This window comes from Streptomyces sp. NPDC053076, from assembly GCF_044546845.1.
Lineage (GTDB): Bacteria > Actinomycetota > Actinomycetes > Streptomycetales > Streptomycetaceae > Streptomyces.
The window spans coordinates 1-23,108 of record NZ_JBITZL010000010.1; the positions used below are offsets into that span (position 1 = coordinate 1).

The window sequence follows — 23,108 nt, forward strand, 5'->3', positions numbered from 1 at the left end:
CTCACCCTCTCGGGCTTTCCTCCGGGCTTCCCTTCGGTGTTTCCGACTCTATCAGATCTTTTCTCGATCCGATTTCCTCGGTGCTTTCCAGGTTCTCGCTCTCGCGTTTCCCTTTCCGGCGGTTCCGACTCTATCAGATCCTTTCGGCGTCTGACTCCCAGTCAGGGGGCTTGTCTTCCCGGCCCTTGGGCCGTTCCGACGAGTGAGACTTTAGCGGATTCCTGACTCCCGAGCTAATCGGGGGCCTGCGTCCTTTCGAACGCGGATTCCACATTTCGCAAATACGCGCGCCAATGCAGTCGGCGCCGAGGCGTCGAAAGAGTGGGTGGTGCTTGCGGAATGGCTGTCCGGGGACCGACCGAGGTCGGCGCTCACGTCGGACAACTCGGAGAACAGTACGGATCGGCGCGGGGCGTGTCAACTCACCCCCCAGGGGCACTCCGGAGGCGTACTGTGGAGGACGTGATGACGCGTACGTGCACCCAGTTCTGGTGGGCCGCCTGACGGCGGCCGACTCACGTATGCACCCAACGGCCGCCGCTTCGGCGGCCGTTCTTGTATCTCCCTCCGACTGAAGGGGGCCGGCCGCAGGGGCGGCGGTCCCGATCAGAAGGTGGAGTGGGGATGACTCGGGTCTTCAGTGGGATCCAGCCGACCGGGCACCTGACCCTGGGCAACTACCTGGGAGCCATGCGGCGCTGGGCCGAGGTGGACCAGCACCGGGCGGATGCGCTGTTCTGTGTGGTGGACCTGCACGCGCTGACCGTGGACCACGATCCGGCGCGGGTGCGCAGGCTCAGTCGGCAGACGGCGACGTTGTTGCTGGCGGCCGGGCTCGACCCGGAGGTGTGCACCGTGTTCCTCCAGAGCCATGTCGACGAGCACTCGCGTCTGTCGTACCTGCTGGAGTGCGTGGCGACCGACGGCGAGATGCGGCGGATGATCCAGTACAAGGAGAAAGCCGCCAAGGAGCGGGAGCGCGGTGGGAGCGTGCGGCTGTCGCTGCTGACGTACCCGGTCCTGATGGCGGCCGACATCCTGGCGTACGGCACGGACGAGGTGCCGGTCGGGGAGGACCAGGCGCAGCACGTGGAGCTGACCCGTGATCTGGCGGTGCGGTTCAACCAGCGGTACGGGCACACGTTCGTGGTGCCCAGGACCACGCTTCCGCGGGTGGCGGCGCGGGTCATGAACCTGCAGGACCCGACGCGGAAGATGGGGAAGTCGGACGACTCGGGGGCGGGGGTCGTCTATCTGCTGGACGAGCCGGACGCGGTGCGCAAGAAGGTGATGCGGGCGATCACCGACAGCGGCCGGGATGTCGTGTACGACCGGGAGGGCCGGCCCGGGGTGACGAACCTGCTGGACATTCTCGCTGCGTGCACGGGCGGGAACCCTGAGTCACTGGCGGACGTTTACGACTCGTACGGCTCTTTGAAGAAGGACACCGCGGAGGCGGTGGTTGAGGTGCTGCGACCGCTCCAGGCCAGGCACCGGGAGCTGTGCGCTGACCCGGCGTATGTGGAGGGGGTGCTGCGGGATGGGGCGCAGAAGGCGCGGGGACTGGCCCGGCCGACGGTGGATACGGCCTACAGGGCGATCGGGCTGCTGCCGCCCGTGGCGGAGCCTTCGCTGAGCGCCGCTCGGTAGTCGGCCGGTAGAGCTCCGCGGGCGGCGCGGCGGGTGGGCCGTCGCCCGCAGGGTGGTGTGGGTCGGCCGGGATCAGTCCTTCTTGCCGGAGGCGAGTTCGCGGCTGCGGTCGCGGGCGGCTTCGAGGGCGGCGATGAGGGCGGCCCGTACGCCGTGGTTCTCCAGTTCGCGGATGGCGTTGATGGTGGTGCCGGCCGGGGAGGTCACGTTCTCCCGGAGCTTCACGGGGTGCTCGCCGCTGTCGCGGAGCATCACGGCGGCGCCGATCGCGGACTGGACGATGAGGTCGTGGGCCTTGTCGCGGGGCAGGCCGAGCAGGATGCCGGCGTCGGTCATGGCTTCGACCAGGTAGAAGAAGTACGCCGGGCCGGAGCCGGACAGCGCGGTGCAGGCGTCCTGCTGGCTCTCGGGGACGCGGAGGGTCTTGCCGACGCCACCGAAGATCTCCTCGGCGTGCGCGAGGTGCTGCTCGGTGGCGTGGCTGCCGGCGGAGATGACCGACATGGCCTCGTCGACGAGGGCCGGCGTGTTGGTCATGACTCGGACGACGGGGGTGCCTGCGGCCAGGCGCTCCTCGAAGAAGGAGGTGGGGATACCGGCCGCTCCGCTGATGACCAGGCGGTCGGCGGGAACGTGCGGGGCGAGTTCGTCCAGGAGGGTGCCCATGTCCTGCGGCTTGACCGTGAGGATCAGGATGTCGGCGGTCTTGGCGGCCTCGGTGTTGGGCACCGGCGTGACTCCGTAGCGGCTGCGGAGCTCTTCGGCGCGTTCGGGGCGGCGGGCGGTGACCAGGAGGTCGGCGGGGGCCCAGCCGGCCCGGATCATTCCGCTGAGCAGGGCTTCGCCGATCTTGCCGGTGCCGAGGACTGCGACTTTCTGGCTCATGTGGATCAGTTTCGCACCGGGGTGGGGTGTGCGGAGTGGTTGTCCGGTGGGCGGAACGGGGCTGGGCGGCTGGATTCCGCCGGGCCCCGGGCTAGGCGGTGCGCCGCCGTAGCGTCACTGCCCCGAGGCCCAGCACCAGGAGCGCGCACCCCGCCACGATCAGGACGTCCCGGACGAAGGTCGCCGTCATGTCCGTGTGGTGGAGGACCTCGTTCATGCCGTCGACGGCGTACGACATGGGCAGGGCGTCGGAGATGCCCTTCAGGACGGGGTGCATGTCGGAGCGCGGGGTGAACAGGCCGCAGAGGAGGAGCTGGGGAAAGATCACCGCGGGCATGAACTGGACCGCCTGGAACTCCGAGGCCGCGAAGGCCGAGACGAAGAGGCCGAGGGCCGTGCCGAGCAGGGCGTCGAGGAGGGCGACGAGGAGGAGCAGCCAGGGGGAGCCGGTGACGTCCAGGCCGAGGAGCCAGACCGCGAGTCCGGTGGCGAGGGCGGACTGGACGATGGCGAGGCTGCCGAAGGCGAGGGCGTAGCCGGCGATGAGGTCGGCCTTGCCGAGGGGCATGGAGAGGAGGCGTTCGAGGGTCCCGGAGGTGCGTTCGCGCAGGGTGGCGATGGAGGTGACCAGGAACATCGTGATCAGCGGGAAGACGCCGAGCAGCGAGGCGCCGATGTTGTCGAAGGTGCGGGGGCTGGCGTCGAAGACATAGCGCAGCAGGATCAGCATCACGCACGGGATGAGGATCAGCAGCGCGATGGTGCGCGGGTCGTGGCGCAGCTGGCGCAAAACCCGGGCGGCGGTGGCGGCGGTGCGGTAGGCGTTGAGCGCGCTGGGGTCCGAGGGGGTGGGCGGGGTCGTCGCGGTCACCGGGCTCATGGGGTCCGGGCTCGTCGGGTTCGGGCTCATGGGGTTCGGGCTCATCGGGTGCTCTCCTTCGTGCGGTCCGCGTCGGCCGCCTCGTCGACCAGGCGCAGGAAGGCGGCTTCGACGGTGTCGGTGCCGGTGCGGGTGCGCAGGGCGTCCGGGGTGTCTCCGCCGGCCTCGGGCCGGGAGGTGCCCCCGGCGAGGAACTCGCCCTCGCGCATGAGGAGGAGGCGGTCGCAGCGCTCGGCCTCGTCCATGACGTGGGAGGAGACGAGGAGGGTGGTGCCGCGGGTGGCGGCGAGGTCGTGGAAGAGGTTCCACAGGTCCCGGCGGAGGACGGGGTCGAGGCCGACGGTCGGTTCGTCCAGGACCAGGAGTTCGGGGGTGCCGAGGAGGGCGACGGCGAGGGAGACGCGGCCCCGCTGGCCGCCGGAGAGGTTGCCGGCGAGGGTGTCGGCGTGGCTGGTGAGGTCGACGTCGGCGATGGCCTGGGTGACGTACTGGTGGCGGCGTTCGGCGGTGGCGCGGCCGGGGTCGAGGATCGCGGCGAAGTAGTCGAGGTTCTGCCGGACGGTGAGGTCGTCGTAGACGGAGGGGGCCTGGGTGACGTAGCCGATGCGGCTGCGCAGGGTGGGGTGGCCGGCTGGTCGGCCGAGGACGTTCAGGGTGCCGGTGACCTTGGCCTGGGTGCCGACGATCGAGCGCATGAGAGTGGATTTGCCGCAGCCGGAGGGACCGAGCAGGCCGGTGATCCGGCCGCGGGGGACGGTGAAGCGGAGGTGGCGCAGGACCGTGCGGGGTCCGCGGACGACGGTGAGGTCGTCGGCGTCGACGGCGGGGGTGAGGGGCTGGGACGGAGGGCCCGGCAGATTATTCATCACGTGATGAATAATCTGCCGGGAGGGATCGGGACGTCAAGGGGTCGGAAGGCGGAAGCGTCGGATCAGGGCTTGCGGGCGACGCTCAGGAGGACGTCGTACCTCTCCTGCACGAGGCCGTCCGGGAAGACCGGCAGGAGGCGTGCGCGCTCCTCTTGCAGGAAGGCGGTCCTGCGCTGGTCCGGGGTGATGAGGAAGGCCGAGTGGCTGCCGATGCCGGCGAGGTGGGTGTCGGCGGTTCGCGGCGTACTGGGCGGCGGAGTTGCAGGACCCGGCTCGGGCGGCGTGGGAGGACCCGGCTCGGGCGGCGTGGGAGGACCCGGCTCGGGCGGCGTGGAAGGACCCGGCTCGGGCGGCGTGAAAGGACCCGGCTCGGGCGGCGTGAAGGCGCGCGGGTCGGGCGGCGACGGCTGGGAGGCGGTCATGGGCTCACGCCTACGGCACGCCGCGCTCGCAGGGCGGGCCGCTTCCGCTCCGGTGCGGGCCGCTGGATCCCGTGGCCCCCTGTCGGCGTCCTAGCGGCGGCGCTTCTTCTTCGAAGGATTGCCGGTGCGGCGGGTGGCCCGGCGTTCGTGGGCCTCGCGCGCCTTCTCGTGCTCCGCGCGGTGCAGCTTCTCGCCCGGCGCCTCGGTGAGGGAGCGGAAGAAGTAGGCGAGGAGGGAGCCGACGAAGCCGATGGCGAGCAGGCCGCGCAGGGATGCCTGGCGCTGCGGGTCGTGGCGCTTGCCGAAACCCTCCCAGGTGTTGCGGAAGGCGAGCGCGCTGCAGATCGCGAACATGGCGACGATGAGCACGGTCACGAAGGAGCCGGTGCCGGCGATCCGGATGCCGTCGAAGGCGAAGCGGAGCACCAGGCAGGAGCCGGCGGCAGCGGCGAGGGAGCCGACAGCGACACCGGCGCGGCGGGCCGCGTAGCCGTTGTCGTGGTGCACCCAGGACGTGCCGAAGAAGCGCAGGGGCTCGGGGCGGGGGCCGCCGCCCGGGACCGCGCCGTCGCCTTCGGCCGCGCCGTCGGTGGAACCCGCCGAGGTGTCCGGGGTGCCGGTTTCGTCGCTCACGGGACGATTATGGCTCCGGGTGCGAGCGTGCTCCCGAGCGGGGCGGATCCCCGGGCCCGGCACCCCGGCGGGAACAGGCGCCCCACGGCCGGGGAGCGGCCGGCCCGGGAACGCCTCCCCCGCGGACAGCTCCAGCCGCGTTCCGGACAGTTGCGTTCCGGACGGTTCCGGGCCCAAACCGCCACCCGATCCCTGTGGAACCCGAGGCCGGACGGGCTCCCGACCCAGACGGACGCCCGGCCCAGGCGGACGCCGCCCAGACGAACGCCCGACCCAGACGGACACCCGACCCAGACGGACACCCGACCCAGACGGACACCCGTTCCAGTCAGCCCCCTGCCCCGGTCAGCCCCCCGACCGGTCGGTTCTCCGCGTGGTGGGGTCGGTCAGCCGCAGCGGGCCGCGATGTAGCCGTCGCTGCCCGTGTGGACGAACGCGTCCGAGACGTACTCGCCGTTGTCGACGAGGTCCCAGATGTTCGTCGTGCCGTAGGGGCCGGACACCGTCGTGCCGGGCGTCTGGCAGTAGATCGGAACCCGGACGCCCTCCGGCAGGACGCGGACCAGGTTGTACCCGGTACCGGGGCCGCTGCGGACGTTCAGCCGGACGCCTGGGGCGACGGCATAGGTGCGTACGGCGGCAGCCTGCGCCGTCACGCCGTCGGCGCTGTCGGCGCCGTTGTCGATGGCCTCGGCCTCTTGTGCACGGTCAACGGACATGAACGTGGTCCTCCCCCGTCGGTTCCCTGGAACTGGTCGCAATGCGGCGCGAAACGCGTCCGCGCGACTCGACGCAGACGCTAGCAAGCCGCCTCTGTCTCGTACGAGTCATCGACTAGGCTCCGTGCGTCGCGCGCACGGACGAACAGCACGGGGGTGGTCCATGGCGCCACAGCGCAAGACCGGAGCGGGCGCGGAAGCGGAACTTCCTGAACATGCCGGTCACTACCGGCTGGAGTCCTGTCTGGGATCCGGCGGCATGGGGGTCGTACACCTCGCCCGGAGCACCTCGGGGATGAAGGTCGCGGTGAAGGTCGTGCACGCCGAGTTCGCCCGGGATCCCGAGTTCAGGGGCCGCTTCCGGCAGGAGGTGGCCGCTGCGCGGAGGGTCAGCGGCGCCTTCACGGCGTCCGTCGTGGACGCCGACCCGGAAGCCGAACGACCCTGGATGGCCACTCTGTTCATCCCCGGGCCGACCCTCTCCGAGCAGGTGAAGCGGAAGGGCCCCATGGCTCCCGAGCAGCTGCGCCGGCTGATGGCCGGGCTCGCCGAGGCGCTGCGTGACATCCACCGGGTCGGTGTGGTGCACCGGGATCTGAAGCCCAGCAACGTGCTGCTCGCCGAGGACGGGCCGAAGGTCATCGACTTCGGCATCTCCCGGCCGAAAGACAGCGAACTGCGCACCGAGACGGGCAAGTTGATCGGTACGCCGCCGTTCATGGCGCCCGAGCAGTTCCGGCGGCCCCGTGAGGTGGGTCCGGCCGCCGACGTCTTCGCGCTGGGCTCGGTCATGGTGCACGCGGCCACCGGGCGCGGGCCGTTCGACTCCGACAGCCCGTATGTCGTCGCCTACCAGGTGGTCCATGACGAGCCGGACCTGACCGGCGTGCCGGAGGGGATCGCGCCGCTGGTGCGGCGGTGCCTCGCCAAGGAGCCCGCGGACCGGCCCACCCCGGACGAGCTGATGCGGGACCTGCGCTCGGTGGCGGCCTCGTACGACACCCAGGCGTTCATACCGGCGCAGCGCAGGAGCGAGGAGGGGCCCGCGCCGGCGGTTCCGGGCGGTGCCGAGCGGGCCGGGCGGGCCTGGCGGTGGCCCGGGCGGATCCCGCGCCGCGGACGGGTGGGGCCGGCAGCCGCGGCTGTCGGGCTGGCGCTGACCGGCGCCCTCGTCTCGGCCGCGCTGGGCGGGCTGCCGGGGCTGTCCGGGTGGTTCGGTGAGGACGCCCCCGAGAAGGAGAGCGCGCCGGCCCTGACGGCGGCTTCCGGCAGCTGGACGGCCCACCCTGCGGTCGGCGGCTCGGGCATGCCGCAATGCGCGTACGACGCCGGGAAGTTGCTCTGCGCGCGGCCGGGAGTCGTCTTCGCGCTGTCCGCGCCCGATGGCAGGCTGCTGTGGCGGCGCTCGGTCGGCACCCGGTCCACGAGCGGGCCGCCGGTCGTCTCCGGCGGACTGGTGCAGCCGTACACGGACGGTGGCCCGCGGCTCGCGGGGCTCGACCCGGCCACGGGCGAGGACGTGTGGCAGCGCCGGCTGCCGACGGGCACGACGGTGCGGTACGCCGGCGGTACGGCCCTGCTCGCGCGTGCCGACGGCACGGTCACCGGCGTGGACGGAGCGACGGGTGCCACGCGGTGGCGGCGGGCGTTGCCCGGCCAGGGCATGCCGTCGTTCGTGACGTTCCCGGGTGCGGCGGAGGGGACCGTGTACGCGACGCGTACGTCGGCCGACGGGGCGAGCACCCAGGTGAGCGCGGTGGATCCGCGGACCGGTCGGGTGCGGTGGGACGTCCGGCTGCGGGGCTGGCTCAAGCCGTTCGCCGCCCAGGGCGACGGTTCGGTGTTCTTCCTGGCCGTCGACAGCGGCTACGGCGCGGAGGAGATCGTCCGCTACACCCCGGGGCCGGGGGCCACGCGGCGCGTCGCGCTGCCCGCCGTACTGGACGGCGCGCACGCCACCGTGCGGGGGGACGTCGTCTATGTGCTGGCCACCGGTGGTTCCTTGGACGCCGTGGACGTGGCGTCGGGCAGGCGTCTGTGGCATCTGGAGACGTCGGTGAGCCGCGGTTCGCTGCCCGTCGTGCGGGGCGAGCGGGTGTACTTCACCGCGAGCGACGGCCGGCTGCTCGCGGTCGACGCCCGCGGGGGGCGGCTGATCGGGCAGACTCCCGCGCGCCTGGGCGCCAATTCGGCCCAGGTCATGAGCACACCGCCCGCCCCGGTGCCGGTGGGCGACCGCGTCTGCGCCACCGCGCCGGACGGCACCGTCTTCGCCGTGGACGGCCGCTCGCCGGCGGCCTGGTGAGCCACGGGCCCGCGGGACGGCGCAGGGGCCGCCTCCACCGGGAGGCGGCCCCAGCTACGACCGGTCAGCCCAGCCGGGACACGTCACGCACGGCGCCCTTGTCCGCGCTCGTCGCCATCGCCGCGTAGGCGCGGAGGGCGGCCGAGACCTTGCGCTCGCGGTCCTTGGGGGCGTAGACGCCGTTCAGGGCCTGCTTGCGGCGGGCCAGCTCGGCGTCGTCGACCAGCAGCTCGATCGAGCGGCCCGGGATGTCGATGCGGATGCGGTCGCCGTCCTGGACCAGGGCGATCGTGCCGCCGGAGGCCGCCTCGGGGGAGGCGTGGCCGATGGACAGACCCGAAGTGCCGCCGGAGAAGCGTCCGTCGGTGATCAGGGCGCAGGTCTTGCCGAGGCCGCGGCCCTTCAGGTACGAGGTCGGGTACAGCATCTCCTGCATGCCGGGGCCGCCCTTGGGGCCCTCGTAGCGGATGACGACGACGTCGCCGTCCTTGACCTCCTGGGTGAGGATGCGCCGGACGGCCTCCTCCTGGGACTCGCAGACGACCGCCGGGCCCTCGAAGGTCCAGATCGACTCGTCCACGCCGGCCGTCTTCACCACGCAGCCGTCGACGGCGAGGTTGCCCCGCAGGACCGCCAGACCGCCGTCCTTGGAGTACGCGTGCTCGGCGGAGCGGATGCAGCCACCCTCGGCGTCCTCGTCCAGGGCCTCCCAGCGCTCGGACTGGGAGAACGCCTCGGCGGAGCGGACGCAGCCGGGTCCCGCGTGCCACAGCTCGACGGCCTCCGGGGAGGGGGAGCCGCCGCGGACGTCCCAGGTCTTCAGCCAGTCCGCCAGCGAGGGGCTGTGCACGGCGTGCACGTCCTCGTTGAGCAGGCCGGCCCGGTGCAGCTCGCCGAGCAGGGCCGGGATGCCGCCGGCGCGGTGCACGTCCTCCATGTAGTACGTGCGGTCCTTGGCGACGTTCGGGGCCACCTTGGCCAGGCAGGGCACGCGTCGCGAGACGGCGTCGATCTGGTCCAGGCCGAACGGGACGCCCGCCTCCTGGGCGGCGGCCAGCAGGTGCAGGATCGTGTTGGTGGAGCCGCCCATCGCGATGTCCAGGGCCATGGCGTTCTCGAACGCCTGGAAGGTGGCGACGTTGAGCGGCAGGACCGTGTCGTCGTCCTGCTCGTAGTAGCGGCGGGTGATGTCCATGACCGTGCGGGCCGCGTCCACGTAGAGCTGCTTGCGCGCGGTGTGGGTGGCGAGGACCGAGCCGTTGCCGGGCAGGGACAGGCCGATGGCCTCGGTCAGGCAGTTCATCGAGTTGGCGGTGAACATGCCGGAACAGCTGCCGCAGGTCGGGCAGGCGTTCTCCTCGATACGGAGGATGTCCTCGTCGGAGATCTTGTCGTTCACGGCGTCGGAGATCGCGTCGACCAGGTCGAGCGTGCGGACCGTGCCGTCGACCAGGGTGGCGCGGCCGGCCTCCATGGGTCCGCCGGAGACGAACACCGTCGGGATGTTCAGGCGCAGGGCCGCCATCAGCATGCCCGGGGTGATCTTGTCGCAGTTGGAGATGCAGACCAGGGCGTCGGCGCAGTGGGCCTCGACCATGTACTCGACCGAGTCCGCGATCAGGTCACGGGAGGGCAGGGAGTACAGCATGCCGCCGTGACCCATGGCGATGCCGTCGTCGACCGCGATGGTGTTGAACTCGCGCGGGATGCCGCCGGCCTCCTTGATCGCCTCGCTGACGATCCGGCCGACCGGCTGGAGGTGGGTGTGGCCCGGCACGAACTCGGTGAAGGAGTTCGCGACGGCGATGATCGGCTTCCGGCCGATGTCCGCACCGGGTACACCGGAGGCGCGCATAAGGGCGCGGGCGCCCGCCATGTTGCGGCCGTGGGTGACTGTGCGGGACCTCAGCTCGGGCATCGTCGCTCGCTCCTTCTAGACCAGCTGCCAGAGAGTTCTGACTGTACGGTCGAGCGTACGCCGGTGCTCCAAGGGCTGGACAGAGTTGTCCGAAATGCGGGACAAGCGTTTCACGAATCGGCGCTGTCAGGGCCGCGCCAGGCCGGCAGGGCCGCGTCAGACCGCCAAGGCCGTGTCAGGCGGTCAGGGCTGCGTCAGATGGGCCTGCACCACCGGCGACACCCGCGCGATGATCTGCTCCAGGTCCGCCGAGGCCAGCGGCTCCAGCTTGATCACGTAGCGCATCATCGCCGTACCCACGATCTGCGCGGCCGCCAGCTCGGCGCGCAGCTCCGCGTCCGGCAGGTCCAGCTGGGCGGCGACACGGCGCAGCAGCTGGGAGGCGACCAGCCGGCGGAAGACGGCGGCGGCCGTCTCGTTGTTCACGGCGGACCGGAGGATCGCCAGGAGGGGCGCACGGGTCGTGGGGTTGTCCCAGACGCCGAGGACGAATCGGGTGAGCCGCTCCCCCACGCCGTCGACCGGGCCGTCGGCCACCGCGTTCGGGGCGTTCAGGGCCGGGGCGAAGGCGACCTCGATGGCCGCCGCGAAGACCTGCTCCTTGGTGCCGAAGTAGTGGTGGACGAGCGCGGAGTCCACGCCGGCGGACTTGGCGATGCCGCGTACGGACGTCTTCTCGTACCCGCGCGCGGAGAACTCCTCGCGGGCGGCGGTGAGGATGCGGTCGCGGGTGTCGCCGGACTCGGTGCGCGGGGGACGGCCGCGGCGGCGGGGGGCGGTCTCGCTCATCGCCGGGGCACCCGTACCGCCGAGGCCAGGTGCTTGCGCGTGAACGCCAGCGCCTCGGCGAGATCGGCCTCACGCTCGGCGCCGGACATCGCCCGCCGGGTGTTGACCTCGATCACGACATGGCCGTCGAAGCCCGTGTGCCCCAGGCGCTCCAGCAGCTCGGCACAGGGCTGGGTGCCGCGGCCGGGCACCAGGTGCTCGTCCTTGGCCGAGCCCCGGCCGTCGGCGAGGTGCACGTGCCCGAGCCGGTCCCCCATGCGGTCGACCATGTCCAGGGCCTCGGCACGGGCCGTCGCCGTATGGCTGAGATCGATCGTGAAGTGCCGGTAGTCGTCGTTGGTGACGTCCCAGTCGGGGGCGTAGGCCAGCATCTCGCGGTCGCGGTAGCGCCAGGGGTACATGTTCTCGACGGCGAACCGCACGTCCGTCTCGTTCGCCATCCGCCAGATGCCGTCGACGAAGTCCCGGGCGTACTGCCGCTGCCAGCGGAACGGCGGGTGCACGACGACGGTGGAGGCCCCGAGCTTCTCCGCCGCCGCCTGGGCCCGCTGGAGCTTCGTCCAGGGGTCGGTGGACCAGACCCGCTGAGTGATCAGCAGGCAGGGGGCGTGGACGGCCAGGATCGGAATGCCGTGGTAGTCCGAGAGGCGGCGCAGCGCCTCGATGTCCTGACTGACCGGGTCGGTCCACACCATGACCTCGACGCCGTCGTAACCGAGGCGCGCGGCGATCTCGAAGGCCGTCGCCGTCGACTCCGGGTACACGGAGGCGGTCGACAGCGCGATGCGCACGTCAGTTGGTTCAGCCACGTCCGTCACCTTACGGCGTTGGGTGGTGCCGGTGTTGGGTGCCTGTTCGCCGTTGTGAGCTTTGCCATGCGCGCGGCTGCCGGTGCGTCGCGGTGGGTCGCGCCGTCGCCCACGCCCCTGTCGGGGGGGCTAATCGCTTCCCATGTGATCGAGACGCCGGAGGATCACGCCCTCCCGCAGGGCCCACGGGCAGACCTCCAGGCTCTCGACGCGGAAGAGGTCCATCGCGCCCTCGGCCACCAGCGCCCCCGCCAGCAACTGACCGGCCCTGCCCTCGGAGACTCCGGGGAGTTCCGCGCACTGGTCCGCCGTCATGCCCGCCAGCCGCGGCACCCATGCCTCCAGGGACGCGCGCTTGAGTTCACGCTGGACGTAGAGGCCCTCGGCGCTGCGGGCGGCGCCGGCGATGCGGGCGAGCTGCTTGAAGGTCTTGGAGGTGGCGACCACGTGGTCGGGGGTGCCGGAGCGGCTGAATTCAAGGACCGTGCGGGCGATCTCCGTGCGGACGTGCCGGCGCAGGGCGCGGACGTCCTCCGGGGCGGGCGGGTCGCCGGGCAGCCAGCCGGCGGTGAGGCGGCCGGCGCCCAGGGGCAGGGACACGGCGGTGTCCGGCTCCTCGTCCATGCCGTAGGCGATCTCCAGGGAGCCCCCGCCGATGTCCAGGACCAGCAGCTTGCCGGCGGACCAGCCGAACCAGCGGCGCACGGCGAGGAAGGTGAGCCGGGCCTCCTCCGCGCCGCTGAGGACCTGGAGGCGTACCCCGGTCTCGTCGGCCACGCGGGTGAGGACGTCGTCGGCGTTGGTGGCCTCGCGGACCGCCGAGGTCGCGAACGGCAGCAGGTCCTCGACGCCCTTGTCCTCGGCGGCCTGGAGCGCGTCCCGTACGACGGCGATCAGCTTGTCGATGCCGTCGTCGCCGATGGCACCACTGTCGTCGAGGAGTTGGGCGAGCCGAAGATCGGCCTTGTGCGAATGCGCGGGCAGCGGGCGCGCGCCGGGGTGAGCGTCCACCACCAGCAGATGCACCGTGTTCGAACCCACGTCCAGGACACCGAGTCTCATGTACGAAACGCTACTGCCAGAACGTTCGTCCTCGGTCCCCGGAGCGGCGCTGGGCCACTTACCCTGGACGAGTGCCAAAGACGAAAAAGGCGAAGGTCGACAAGGCGGACAAAGCTCACAAGGCCGCCAAACCATCCAAGAAGGCGAAGATGAGCGACGAGAAGGGGCTCGACTTCGCCCGCGCCTGGGTGGAGTTCCCTGATCCGGCGGACGACGAGCAGGTCTTCCGTTGCGATCTGACATGGCTGACCTCTCGCTGGAACTGCATCTTCGGCAGTGGCTGCCAGGGCATTCAGGCGGGCCGCGCGGACGACGGCTGCTGTTCGCTGGGCGCGCACTTCTCGGACGAGGACGACGAGAAGCGGGTCGCCGAGCATGTGGCCCGGCTCACGCCGGAGATCTGGCAGCACCACGACGAGGGCACGGCCGGCGGGTGGGTCTCCGAGGACGAGGACGGGTCCCGGCAGACCCGGCCCTTCCAGGGCTCGTGCATCTTCCAGAACCGGCCCGGGTTCGCGGGTGGGGCGGGTTGCTCGCTGCACATCCTGGCGCTGCGGGAGGGCCGGGAGCCGCTGGAGACCAAGCCGGACGTGTGCTGGCAGCTGCCGATCCGGCGGACGTACGACTGGATCGACCGGCCGGACGACACCCGCGTGCTACAGGTGTCCATCGGTGAGTACGACCGCCGGGGCTGGGGGCCGGGCGGCCACGACCTGCACTGGTGGTGCACCTCGGCGACGTCGGCGCACGGAGCCGGTGAACCGGTGTACGTCTCCTACCGCCCCGAGCTGATCGAACTGATGGGCAAGGCCGGCTACGACCGCCTGGTCGAGCTGTGCGAACAGCGACTGGCGTCACAGCTGCCGATGCTGGCCCCCCACCCGGCCGACCCGACGCCGTAACCACCCCTCGGCCTCTCGGCCTCTCGGCCTCTCGGCCCCTCGGCCTCCGGGCCTCCTGGGGCCCCGCTCCCTGCTCCCTTCGCACCCTGCTTCCCTCGGCCTCCCGGCCTTGGGGGGTTCCACTCCGACGGCCCCGCCACCTCCCGGCCCCGGCCCCCTAGCCGCCCGACGGGCCAGGAGTGTCGGTGTCCGTCGGGGCCGGCGTCGGGGTCGGCGTCGGGGGTGGGGTGTCGGAGGGTGGTGGGGTCGTCGGGGTGGGTGTCGGGTCCGTGGGCGGCGGGGACTGGGTGACGGGCGGCTCGGTGGGGGGTGTGCCGGGCGGGGTCGGAGTGCTGGGGTCGGCGGACGGGGGGCGGGTCGGCGGGCGGCTCGGTGCCGTGCCGTACCCGTCGATGGAGACCACCGCGCCCGCCGGAGCCACCGCCACCCGCGCCTGCCAGTGGCCGGACGGCTCGCGCAGATGGTCGACGTACACCTTGATCGTCAACGTCTGGCCGGGGCCGAGCGTTCCCGAGGACTGGCTGAAGTAGAGCCAGGCCGCCGACGTGGACACCGACCAGCGGACCTCGGACGCACCGGAGGCCGTGAGGGTGATCAGGGTCGTGTCACCGTCGTTGGCCGCGCCGACGGCCAGCTGTCCCGGGCCCTTCTCGCCCGCTCCGCCGACGCTGACGACCTCCACGGAGACGTCCGCCTTGCCGTCCTTGCCGACGCGGGGGCCCGGCTTCACGCTGGCGTTCCCCGCGTTCTCGTAGCCTCCGGCCGTGTCGCCGCCGAGTGCGTCGGGACCCTGCGCCTCACGCGCGGTCGCGGAGGGGCCCTCGCCCTCCCCGGCCGGCCCGCCCCGGTAGGCGGCCCAGAGGGCGAGCACGGGTGCCGCGACGACCGTGGCGACGACCGTCGTCGTGACGGCACGCGCGCGCAGGCGGTCTCGGCGGGCCGCGCGGTCCTTGGGGTCCATCGGGAAGCCGCGCCGGTCGAAGCGGGGGACGGCCGCGCCCCGCACGCGCGTGTGGTGCGCCAGCGTCATGTGCAGAGCCCCGCGCGGGGCCTCCAGGACGGGCAGTTCGGCAGGGGTGACCGTGGCGCCGGGCCAGCGGCCGGCGACGGCGCGCTCGGCGGTGCGGCGGCAGCGCGGGCAGTCGTCGACGTGCCGGACCAGTTCGCGGCGCAGGGCCGTGCTGAGGACCATCCGGCTGTCGCCGGTGAGATGGGCCACGCTCGGGCAGCCGCCCGTCTCGACGACGGCGAGGGCCGCGCGGGTGCGCTCGACCTCACAGGCGGCGGATGCGAGCAGCTCGCGCGCGGCGGCGGGCTCCATGCCGAGGACGGCGGCGACCTCGTGGGGGGCGAGGTGGTGGCGGACGGCCAGTTCCAGGGCCTCGCGCTGTTCGGGGGTGGTGCCGGCGGCCTCGGGCCAGGCCAGCAGGGCGAGTTCACGGCGCCGCCGCTCCTGGACGTCCTGGGCGAGGGGCGCGTCCGCGATCCCGTCCCCTCCGCCCGCGCCTCCACCCGGGCTCCCGCCCGAGGCACCGACCGCGCCTCCACCCAGGTCCCCGCCCGCGCCTGCGGACGCCCTCCCGGTGCCCGCCCGTGTGCCTTTCGCGGTGTCCCGGCCGGCCGGGGTACGGCCCGCCGCGTGGGTGGCCTGACGTTTCTGCTTGGCCTCGGCCAGCTTGCGCAGGCATGCCCAGCGGGCCAGTGCGTACAGCCAGGCCCTGCGGTCGCCGGCGGCCTCGGGGCCCCGTTGGCCGCGTCGCTCGGCCAGGGCCAGGACGTCGCCGAGGGCGGCGGTGGCCGCGTCGTGGTCGCACAGCACCGACATGCAGTAGGTGAAGAGGCCGTCCAGGTACGGCTCGTAGCGCGCCGGCGTGCGCTGGGCGAGGGTGCGTGCGGCGGCGCGGTCGCGTGCCTCTCGCGACTCGCGTCGTGCGTCCCGCGGCTCGCGGTGCGCCCGGTGCGCTCCGTTCGTGCGGGGGGTCGTCTCCGGACTGCTGCTCATCACCCGTGCGACCGTAGGCGGCTGCGGAGTGCCCCTTCTGGAACCTTGAGCACTTTTAATCCGTACGGGTGAAACGATCCCTCATAAGGGGACAGGAACCCTTTATTCCGCGGCCGGATCACGGTGGGTGGTGGCCGATAACGGGCCACTCGTACGTGCTCCCCGGCCGGTCGAGCACGGTCCCCGGCCCCGTTGTCAGTGCCGCGGGCTACGGTTTCCGCATGGCTGCCCGTACCAAGACCACCAAGGACCGACCGTCCTACCGCTGCACCGAGTGCGGCTGGCAGACGGCCAAGTGGCTCGGCCGCTGCCCCGAGTGCCAGGCGTGGGGAACGGTCGAGGAGTACGGCGCGCCCGCGGTCCGGACGACGGCACCGGGTCGTGTGTCCGCCGCCGCGCTGCCCATCGGCCAGGTCGACGGCCGGCAGGCCACCGCCCGCTCGACCGGCGTGCCCGAGCTGGACCGGGTGCTCGGCGGTGGCCTCGTACCGGGCGCGGTCGTCCTGCTCGCGGGCGAGCCGGGCGTCGGCAAGTCGACGCTGCTGCTGGACGTGGCCGCCAAGTCGGCGAGCGCGGAGCACCGCACCCTCTATGTGACCGGTGAGGAGTCGGCGAGCCAGGTGCGGCTGCGCGCCGACCGCATCGGCGCTCTCGACGACCACCTGTACCTGGCCGCCGAGACCGACCTGTCCGCCGTCCTCGGACACCTGGACGAGGTCAAGCCGTCCCTGCTGATCCTCGACTCGGTGCAGACGGTCGCCTCCCCGGAGATCGACGGCGCGCCCGGCGGCATGGCCCAGGTCCGGGAGGTCGCCGGCGCTCTGATCCGCGTCTCCAAGGAACGCGGCATGTCCACGCTGCTGGTGGGCCATGTCACCAAGGACGGCGCCATCGCCGGCCCCCGTCTCCTCGAACACCTGGTGGACGTCGTCCTGAGCTTCGAGGGCGACCGGCACGCGCGCCTGCGCCTGGTGCGCGGCGTGAAGAACCGCTACGGGGCGACGGACGAGGTCGGCTGCTTCGAGCTGCACGACGAGGGCATCACGGGTCTCGCCGATCCCAGCGGCCTGTTCCTGACCCGTCGGGCCGAGCCGGTCCCGGGCACCTGCCTGACCGTCACCCTGGAGGGCCGCCGCCCGCTGGTGGCCGAGGTGCAGGCGCTGACCGTCGACTCCCAGATCCCCTCCCCGCGGCGCACGACGTCGGGTCTGGAGACGTCGCGTGTCTCGATGATGCTGGCGGTGCTGGAGCAGCGCGGCCGGATCAGCGCGCTCGGCAAGCGGGACATCTACTCCGCGACGGTCGGTGGCGTGAAGCTGTCGGAGCCGGCCGCCGACCTCGCCGTCGCGCTCGCGCTGGCCTCCGCCGCGAGCGACACCCCGCTGCCGAAGAACCTGGTGGCGATCGGCGAGGTGGGGCTCGCGGGCGAGGTGAGACGGGTCACGGGCGTGCAGCGCAGGCTCGCCGAGGCGCACCGGCTGGGCTTCACGCACGCGCTCGTACCGACCGATCCGGGCAAGGTGCCGGCCGGCATGAAGGTCCTGGAAGTCGCCGACATGGGGGAGGCGCTCCGGGTTCTGCCACGCTCCCGTCGCCGAGAGGCCCCACGGGAGGCGGAGGAGCGCCGGTAGACTTTGCCCAGGTCTCGCCCGTCCGTACGAACCGAGTGCGGGAACGGGAGCGCGGCAGAACCTGCGACCGGAGGAGTGCAGTGGCAGCCAACGACCGGGCAGCAGCTCCCGGAAAGTCCGGTGGGAGTGCCGGTTCCGATGGCCTGATGCGCGCCTCGCTCAGCGCCGTGGCACCCGGCACGGCCTTGCGTGACGGTCTGGAACGCGTCCTACGCGGCAACACCGGCGGGCTCATCGTCCTCGGCTCCGACAAGACGGTCGAGGTGATGTGCACGGGCGGCTTCGTGCTGGACGTGGAGTTCACCGCGACCCGGTTGCGGGAGCTGTGCAAGCTGGACGGCGGCATCGTGCTCTCGTCGGACCTGTCGAAGATCCTGCGCGCGGGCGTCCAGCTGGTCCCGGACCCGACGATCCCCACGGAGGAGACCGGGACCCGGCACCGTACAGCGGACCGTGTGAGCAAGCAGGTCGGCTTCCCGGTCGTCTCGGTCTCCCAGTCGATGCGCCTGATCGCCCTGTACGTGGACGGTCAGCGCCGCGTCCTGGAGGACTCCGCGGCGATCCTCTCCCGCGCGAACCAGGCGCTGGCGACCCTGGAGCGTTACAAGCTGCGGCTGGACGAGGTCGCGGGCACGCTGTCGGCGCTGGAGATCGAGGACCTGGTGACGGTCCGGGACGTGTCGGCGGTCGCGCAGCGGCTGGAGATGGTCCGCCGTATCGCCACCGAAATCGCCGAATACGTGGTCGAACTGGGCACGGACGGCCGGCTTCTCGCGCTCCAGCTGGAGGAGTTGATCGCCGGGGTCGAGCCCGACCGCGAGCTGGTCGTCCGGGACTACGTCCCCGAGCCGACGGCGAAGCGTTCACGCACGGTCGAGGAGGCACTGTCCGAGCTGGACGCGCTCTCCCACGCCGAGCTGCTCGAAATGGGCACGGTGGCGCGTGCGCTGGGCTACACCGGTTCCCCCGAGACGCTGGACTCCGCGGTGTCCCCGCGGGGCTTCCGGCTGCTGGCCAAGGTTCCGCGCCTTCCGGGCGCCATCATCGACCGGCTGGTGGAGCATTTCGGTGGTCTGCAGAAGTTGCTGGCCGCGAGTGTGGACGACCTGCAGACCGTCGACGGCGTGGGCGAGGCCCGGGCGCGGAGCGTACGGGAGGGGCTGTCGCGCCTGGCCGAGTCCTCCATCCTGGAGCGGTACGTCTGAGTGAGGGCCGGGCGCCTGATGACCCGGGACGCGTCGCGGGTTCGCGGCTGCGGGTCCGTGGGGCCTGGTCGCGCAGTTCAGACTCGGGAGGCGTCGCGGGTTCGCGGCTGCGAGTCCGTGGGGCCTCGTCGCGCAGTTCCCCGCGCCCCTCGGGGCGCGTCGTACGCGCCCAGCCGCAGGTGGTTGTGCCTCGTCCAGCGCAGGTGGTTGTGCCGCCAGGGGCAGCAGGTGGTTGTGCCGCCAGAGGCGGCGCGGGTGGACGCGGCGGCACCCCGTCGGCGCGGGCAAGTGGTCCAACCCCTGCCCGGGCCCAGCCGTCGGTATTCAGTCGGCCGACAGCACGAACGAAGCCTGCTGCTTCCCGTACCCCGGCGCCTTGGCCTCCAGCAGGTACGTGCCTGGCTTGGCCGAACCCCCGGGGGGCGTCGCACACTGCGGGGCGCTCGGCTTGCGGTCCCACTTCACGGTGTACGTGATGCTCTCGCCCGCGGGCACCCGGAACACCAGGCTTCCCGCGCTCCTGGGGCAGTCGGCGGACGACCAGTACGCGTCGTCCCCGTCCGCCGGCGTGATCGTCAACACCGTGCTCTTCGGCCCGAGATCGACCCCGCAGTCGGCCGACGAGCTGTTCTTCGCGGTCAGTTCGAAGGTCGGCGTCTGGTCCGGCGAGTAGGAGTTGTGCTCGCTGCGCAGGCTCAACGCCACCGCTCCCGAAGTGCAGTCGGGCAGCGTGGAGGACGCGGGGAGCGCATCGCCCGCACCGACGTCGCCGCCACCGGCGGCCGTACCCGAGCCGCCACCGGAGCCGGAAGAGCCACCGGAGCCGGAAGAACCGGCGGAGCCGTCGGTGGCGCCCTCCGCGTCGCCGCCGGAGCCGGAACCGCTGCCGCCGGAGCCGGACCCGCCGCCGGTGTCCCCGCCGCCCGACTCGTCGCGCCCGCCGGGATGTTGGCTGATCGCGGAGCCGGACGGGGTCGGTCCCGGCGTGATGGTGTGCGTGGGATTCTTGCCGTCGGAGCCGTCGGCGTTCTTCTTTCCGCCCCCGCCGCCGGCGGTGACGATCCATGTGATCACCAGTGCCAACAGGGCGAACACGGACAGCAGTACGACCCTCCGACGCCAGTAGATGGTGGAGGGAAGCGGCCCGACCGGATTGCGCAGAGATCCCACGGCGCAAACTGTACGAGAGATCTGAGCGCTTGCTCGCGCCACCCGCCGCGCCGGCGTCAACTTTTCCGGATCATCATCCCGGCAACTTCCGCAGGCGGCACGGTTCTTCACGCTTCGCCACCCTCGGTGACCGCGCCGTCACCCATTCTGCCCGCCAACCCATGGCAGGATCGGAAAGGCCATGACTGAGATGCTCCACGCCCCCGTGATCGCCTGGTTCGACGCCCACGCCCGCGACCTCCCCTGGCGCCGCCCGGAGGCGGGCCCGTGGGGCGTGATGGTCAGCGAGTTCATGCTCCAGCAGACCCCCGTGAACCGGGTGCTGCCCGTCTATGAGGAGTGGCTGTCCCGCTGGCCGCGCCCCGCCGACCTCGCGAAGGAGCCACCGGGCGAGGCGGTGCGCGCCTGGGGCCGGCTGGGCTACCCGCGTCGCGCCCTGCGCCTGCACGGCGCCGCGGTCGCCATAACGGAACGGCACGGCGGGGACGTGCCGACGGATCACGGGCAACTGCTGGCACTGCCCGGCATCGGCGAGTACACGGCCGCCGCGGTGGCCTCGTTCGCCTACGGGCAACGGCACGCCGTGCTGGACACCAATGTCCGCCGGGTTCTCGCCCGGGCCGTGACGGGTGTGCAGTACCCCCCGAACGCGACCACGGCCGCCGAGCGGCGCCTGGCGCGGGAGCTGCTGCCGCAGGACGAGGGGACCGCCGCGCGGTGGGCCGCCGCCTCCATGGAACTGGGCGCGCTGGTGTGCACGGCGAGGAACGAGGGGTGCCAGCGGTGCCCGATCGCCGCGCAGTGCGCCTGGCGGCTCGCGGGCAAGCCGGAGCACGCGGGACCCCCGCGGCGCGGGCAGACGTACGCCGGTACGGACCGGCAGGTGCGCGGCAAGCTGCTGGCCGTGTTGCGGGAGGCACGCACCCCGGTGTCGCAGGGAATGCTGGACCGGGTGTGGCACGAGCCGGTGCAGCGGGCCCGCGCGCTGGACGGGTTGGTGGCGGACGGTCTGGTGGAGCCGCTGTCCGGCGGCCTGTACCGGCTGCCGCTGGGCTGACACACAGCCAGGTCACAGTCCCCAGGCGTCCGTTACGAAGGACTCGGCGGGGCACATCATCCCGAACCGGGGCATAAATCCTCTCCGCCTTACCCCTTTCCCGCTTCTGTTACACAACCGACGGATAGCCGACTGCCAGCCGCAGGCTGGTCCGCACAGCCCCGTGACAACCACTCCGTAGCTTCTTCTTCGTGCCCGGCGGACCACCGGGCGCGGAAGCAGCGGGACTTCCGGCAGGCGCCGGAGGGACAACGGGGAACGGAGGCGGTTGATCATGGCCCAGGGCGAGGTGCTCGAATTCGAGGAGTACGTCCGGACTCGGCAGGACGCGCTGCTGCGCAGCGCCCGCCGGCTGGTGCCCGACCCGGTCGACGCCCAGGACCTGCTGCAGACCGCGCTGGTACGGACGTACGGCCGCTGGGAGGGCATCGCCGACAAGCGGCTCGCCGACGCCTATCTGCGCCGAGTCATGATCAACACGCGGACCGAGTGGTGGCGGGCACGCAAGCTGGAGGAGGTGCCGACCGAGCAGCTGCCGGACGCCTCCGTGGAGGACTCCACCGAGCAGCACGCCGACCGGGCCCTGCTGATGGACGTCATGAAGGTGCTGGCACCGAAGCAGCGCAGTGTCGTGGTGCTGCGACACTGGGAGCAGATGTCCACAGAGGAGACGGCCGCGGCCCTCGGCATGTCGGCCGGTACGGTCAAGAGCACGCTGCACCGGGCGCTCGCCCGGCTCCGTGAGGAGCTGGAAGCCCGCGATCTGGACGCACGCGCGCTGGAGCGTGAGGAGCGGGAGCGTTGCGCGGCCTGACCGGGGCCGGACCCGACCGGGTCCGAGGGAGTACACAGGCGGTGATCGCGGTGGGGGCCGCGCTCGCCGCCCTCGCCCTTTTCGTCGCCGCGTGCGGCAGCGGGGGCACGGGCGCCCGGGACGAGGGCCCGGCGCACGGCTCGGCGGTGGCGGGATCCGTCACCTCCCCCTCCCCCTCCCCCAGTGCCTCCCAGAGGTACCGCCGGGTGGACGCCGTGGCGCTGCTCAAGAGCGACCCCCAGGTGTCCGGGGCGGTCAAGCGGGAGCTGAAGCCGTGCGACGGCGACAAGTACCAGGTCGACGTCTCCTACGGCGACCTGACCGACGCCCCGGTGGACGACGTCGTCATCAACGTGATGACCTGTGCCGACTGGGTCGGCATCGCCTCGTACGTGTACCGGGACGAGGGCGGCGCGTTCAAGAACGTCTTCAAGAGCGAGGAGTCCCCGGTCTACGCCGAGATCGACCGAGGCACGCTGTCGGTGTTCCGGCAGTACTACGAGCAGGGCGACCCGATCTCCAGCCCGTCCGGTGACGTCGTGACCCCCTACACATGGAAGGCGGGACGGTTCGCCCCGGGGAAGCCCACCCGCAACGAGTACAGCAACGCCGCCGACGGGGGCGCGCAGCCCGCACCGGACAACTGACCCACACGCACACCATGAGGACTGAGAGCACCGGGATGGCAGACCAGACCCACGTCCTGTTCGTCGAGGACGACGACGTCATCCGCGAGGCCACCCAGCTCGCCCTGGAGCGGGACGGCTTCGCGGTCACCGCGATGCCCGACGGCCTGTCGGGCCTGGAGGCGTTCCGGGCGAACCGCCCCGACATCGCGCTGCTGGACGTCATGGTGCCGGGTCTGGACGGGGTCAGCCTGTGCCGTCGGATCCGGGACGAGTCGACCGTGCCGGTGATCATGCTGTCGGCGCGCGCCGACTCCATCGACGTCGTCCTCGGCCTGGAGGCGGGCGCGGACGACTATGTGACCAAGCCGTTCGACGGTGCCGTGCTGGTCGCCCGGATCCGCGCGGTGCTGCGCCGTTTCGGGCACGCCGGCGGTGCCGCGCAGACGGAGGCGCCCGCGTCCGCGGTCGCCGGCACGCTGACCTTCGGAGAGCTGGAGATCGACACCGACGGTATGGAGGTGCGCCGGGGCGGGCAGCCGGTGGCGCTCACCCCGACCGAGATGCGGCTGCTGCTGGAGTTCTCGTCCGCGCCCGGCACCGTCCTCTCCCGTGACAAGTTGCTGGAGCGTGTGTGGGACTACGGCTGGGGCGGTGACACGCGGGTCGTGGACGTGCATGTGCAGCGGCTGCGGCAGAAGATCGGCCAGGACCGGATCGAGACGGTCCGCGGCTTCGGCTACAAGCTGAAGGCCTGAGC

General features: G+C 72.2%; 21 protein-coding genes. 9 read left to right on the forward strand and 12 right to left on the reverse strand.

What is annotated here, in order from left to right:
• Positions 1-624 precede the first annotated feature (624 nt).
• Positions 625-1,650 carry a tryptophan--tRNA ligase gene (gene trpS / locus ACIGYR_RS32425; RefSeq protein ID WP_399606739.1) on the forward strand — a complete coding sequence of 342 codons (1,026 nt, stop codon included), beginning with the start codon at positions 625-627 and terminating at the stop codon, positions 1,648-1,650.
• Between the two features lie 72 nt (positions 1,651-1,722).
• Here trpS and proC read toward each other — a convergent pair whose 3' ends face one another.
• The 6 genes from proC to ACIGYR_RS32455 form a co-directional block, all read right to left on the reverse strand.
• A complete protein-coding gene (gene proC / locus ACIGYR_RS32430; RefSeq protein ID WP_391847764.1) occupies positions 1,723-2,535 on the reverse strand; it encodes a pyrroline-5-carboxylate reductase in 813 nt (270 codons plus the stop codon).
• A 91-nt stretch (positions 2,536-2,626) separates the two neighbouring features.
• Entirely contained in the window at positions 2,627-3,415 is a 789-nt protein-coding gene (locus tag ACIGYR_RS32435) for an ABC transporter permease (RefSeq protein WP_399606754.1), read from the reverse strand.
• Positions 3,416-3,456: 41 nt separating this feature from the next.
• Positions 3,457-4,284, reverse strand: a complete 828-nt coding sequence (locus ACIGYR_RS32440; protein ID WP_399606737.1) for an ABC transporter ATP-binding protein — start codon at positions 4,282-4,284, stop codon at positions 3,457-3,459.
• Positions 4,285-4,346: 62 nt separating this feature from the next.
• Complete coding sequence (locus ACIGYR_RS32445; protein WP_399606735.1) at positions 4,347-4,706, reverse strand: hypothetical protein; 360 nt, start codon at positions 4,704-4,706, stop codon at positions 4,347-4,349.
• A gap of 90 nt (positions 4,707-4,796) precedes the next feature.
• The gene (locus ACIGYR_RS32450) at positions 4,797-5,339 is read right to left on the reverse strand and encodes an EamA/RhaT family transporter (protein ID WP_391847762.1); all 543 of its coding nucleotides are present in this window, start codon (positions 5,337-5,339) and stop codon (positions 4,797-4,799) included.
• A gap of 386 nt (positions 5,340-5,725) precedes the next feature.
• A complete protein-coding gene (locus ACIGYR_RS32455; RefSeq protein WP_391847761.1) occupies positions 5,726-6,058 on the reverse strand; it encodes an SH3 domain-containing protein in 333 nt (110 codons plus the stop codon).
• A gap of 163 nt (positions 6,059-6,221) precedes the next feature.
• On the opposite strand from ACIGYR_RS32455, the gene ACIGYR_RS32460 reads away from it, so the two are divergent.
• Positions 6,222-8,363, forward strand: coding sequence for a serine/threonine-protein kinase (locus tag ACIGYR_RS32460; protein ID WP_399606731.1), 2,142 nt, complete (start codon positions 6,222-6,224; stop codon positions 8,361-8,363).
• A gap of 64 nt (positions 8,364-8,427) precedes the next feature.
• Here ACIGYR_RS32460 and ilvD read toward each other — a convergent pair whose 3' ends face one another.
• The 4 genes from ilvD to ACIGYR_RS32480 form a co-directional block, all read right to left on the reverse strand.
• A complete protein-coding gene (ilvD, locus tag ACIGYR_RS32465; RefSeq protein WP_391847759.1) occupies positions 8,428-10,281 on the reverse strand; it encodes a dihydroxy-acid dehydratase in 1,854 nt (617 codons plus the stop codon).
• A gap of 183 nt (positions 10,282-10,464) precedes the next feature.
• Positions 10,465-11,070 carry a TetR family transcriptional regulator gene (locus tag ACIGYR_RS32470; RefSeq protein ID WP_391847758.1) on the reverse strand — a complete coding sequence of 202 codons (606 nt, stop codon included), beginning with the start codon at positions 11,068-11,070 and terminating at the stop codon, positions 10,465-10,467.
• Positions 11,067-11,888, reverse strand: coding sequence for a sugar phosphate isomerase/epimerase family protein (locus ACIGYR_RS32475; protein WP_391847757.1), 822 nt, complete (start codon positions 11,886-11,888; stop codon positions 11,067-11,069). Before ACIGYR_RS32475 ends, ACIGYR_RS32470 begins: the two co-directional genes overlap by 4 nt.
• A gap of 120 nt (positions 11,889-12,008) precedes the next feature.
• A complete protein-coding gene (locus ACIGYR_RS32480) occupies positions 12,009-12,941 on the reverse strand; it encodes a Ppx/GppA family phosphatase (RefSeq protein ID WP_391847756.1) in 933 nt (310 codons plus the stop codon).
• Between the two features lie 71 nt (positions 12,942-13,012).
• On the opposite strand from ACIGYR_RS32480, the gene ACIGYR_RS32485 reads away from it, so the two are divergent.
• Positions 13,013-13,843, forward strand: a complete 831-nt coding sequence (locus ACIGYR_RS32485; protein ID WP_391847755.1) for a hypothetical protein — start codon at positions 13,013-13,015, stop codon at positions 13,841-13,843.
• A 157-nt stretch (positions 13,844-14,000) separates the two neighbouring features.
• Here ACIGYR_RS32485 and ACIGYR_RS32490 read toward each other — a convergent pair whose 3' ends face one another.
• Positions 14,001-15,848, reverse strand: a complete 1,848-nt coding sequence (locus tag ACIGYR_RS32490; protein ID WP_399606727.1) for a hypothetical protein — start codon at positions 15,846-15,848, stop codon at positions 14,001-14,003.
• A 218-nt stretch (positions 15,849-16,066) separates the two neighbouring features.
• Here ACIGYR_RS32490 and radA point away from each other — a divergent pair, with 218 nt between their 5' ends.
• Positions 16,067-17,476: a DNA repair protein RadA gene (radA, locus tag ACIGYR_RS32495; RefSeq protein ID WP_399606724.1), complete on the forward strand. Its 1,410-nt coding sequence runs from the start codon at positions 16,067-16,069 to the stop codon at positions 17,474-17,476.
• A gap of 80 nt (positions 17,477-17,556) precedes the next feature.
• On the forward strand, positions 17,557-18,681 hold the full coding sequence (gene disA / locus ACIGYR_RS32500; RefSeq protein WP_391847752.1) for a DNA integrity scanning diadenylate cyclase DisA: 1,125 nt from the start codon (positions 17,557-17,559) through the stop codon (positions 18,679-18,681).
• A 324-nt stretch (positions 18,682-19,005) separates the two neighbouring features.
• Here the strand turns inward: disA and ACIGYR_RS32505 are convergent, their stop codons facing one another.
• A complete protein-coding gene (locus ACIGYR_RS32505) occupies positions 19,006-19,851 on the reverse strand; it encodes a hypothetical protein (RefSeq protein WP_399606721.1) in 846 nt (281 codons plus the stop codon).
• Between the two features lie 181 nt (positions 19,852-20,032).
• On the opposite strand from ACIGYR_RS32505, the gene ACIGYR_RS32510 reads away from it, so the two are divergent.
• The 4 genes from ACIGYR_RS32510 (at position 20,033) to cseB (ending at position 23,106) form a co-directional block, all read left to right on the forward strand.
• Entirely contained in the window at positions 20,033-20,908 is an 876-nt protein-coding gene (locus ACIGYR_RS32510) for an A/G-specific adenine glycosylase (RefSeq protein ID WP_399606718.1), read from the forward strand.
• Positions 20,909-21,182: 274 nt separating this feature from the next.
• Entirely contained in the window at positions 21,183-21,722 is a 540-nt protein-coding gene (locus ACIGYR_RS32515) for a SigE family RNA polymerase sigma factor (protein ID WP_055703482.1), read from the forward strand.
• A gap of 41 nt (positions 21,723-21,763) precedes the next feature.
• Positions 21,764-22,369: a hypothetical protein gene (locus ACIGYR_RS32520; RefSeq protein ID WP_391847749.1), complete on the forward strand. Its 606-nt coding sequence runs from the start codon at positions 21,764-21,766 to the stop codon at positions 22,367-22,369.
• Positions 22,370-22,404: 35 nt separating this feature from the next.
• Positions 22,405-23,106 carry a two-component system response regulator CseB gene (gene cseB / locus ACIGYR_RS32525; RefSeq protein WP_391847748.1) on the forward strand — a complete coding sequence of 234 codons (702 nt, stop codon included), beginning with the start codon at positions 22,405-22,407 and terminating at the stop codon, positions 23,104-23,106.
• Positions 23,107-23,108 lie beyond the last annotated feature (2 nt).

Excerpts from the sequence above, each read along its gene's own strand:
- trpS (WP_399606739.1), top strand. The coding sequence starts at position 625 with ATGACTCGGGTCTTCAGTGGGATCCAGCCGACCGGGCACCTGACCCTG.
- proC (WP_391847764.1), bottom strand. The coding sequence starts at position 2,535 with ATGAGCCAGAAAGTCGCAGTCCTCGGCACCGGCAAGATCGGCGAAGCC.
- ACIGYR_RS32435 (WP_399606754.1), bottom strand. The coding sequence starts at position 3,415 with ATGAGCCCGGTGACCGCGACGACCCCGCCCACCCCCTCGGACCCCAGC.
- ACIGYR_RS32445 (WP_399606735.1), bottom strand. The coding sequence starts at position 4,706 with ATGACCGCCTCCCAGCCGTCGCCGCCCGACCCGCGCGCCTTCACGCCG.
- ACIGYR_RS32455 (WP_391847761.1), bottom strand. The coding sequence starts at position 6,058 with ATGTCCGTTGACCGTGCACAAGAGGCCGAGGCCATCGACAACGGCGCC.
- ACIGYR_RS32460 (WP_399606731.1), top strand. The coding sequence starts at position 6,222 with ATGGCGCCACAGCGCAAGACCGGAGCGGGCGCGGAAGCGGAACTTCCT.
- ilvD (WP_391847759.1), bottom strand. The coding sequence starts at position 10,281 with ATGCCCGAGCTGAGGTCCCGCACAGTCACCCACGGCCGCAACATGGCG.
- ACIGYR_RS32470 (WP_391847758.1), bottom strand. The coding sequence starts at position 11,070 with ATGAGCGAGACCGCCCCCCGCCGCCGCGGCCGTCCCCCGCGCACCGAG.
- ACIGYR_RS32480 (WP_391847756.1), bottom strand. The coding sequence starts at position 12,941 with ATGAGACTCGGTGTCCTGGACGTGGGTTCGAACACGGTGCATCTGCTG.
- radA (WP_399606724.1), top strand. The coding sequence starts at position 16,067 with ATGGCTGCCCGTACCAAGACCACCAAGGACCGACCGTCCTACCGCTGC.
- ACIGYR_RS32510 (WP_399606718.1), top strand. The coding sequence starts at position 20,033 with ATGACTGAGATGCTCCACGCCCCCGTGATCGCCTGGTTCGACGCCCAC.
- ACIGYR_RS32515 (WP_055703482.1), top strand. The coding sequence starts at position 21,183 with ATGGCCCAGGGCGAGGTGCTCGAATTCGAGGAGTACGTCCGGACTCGG.
- cseB (WP_391847748.1), top strand. The coding sequence starts at position 22,405 with ATGGCAGACCAGACCCACGTCCTGTTCGTCGAGGACGACGACGTCATC.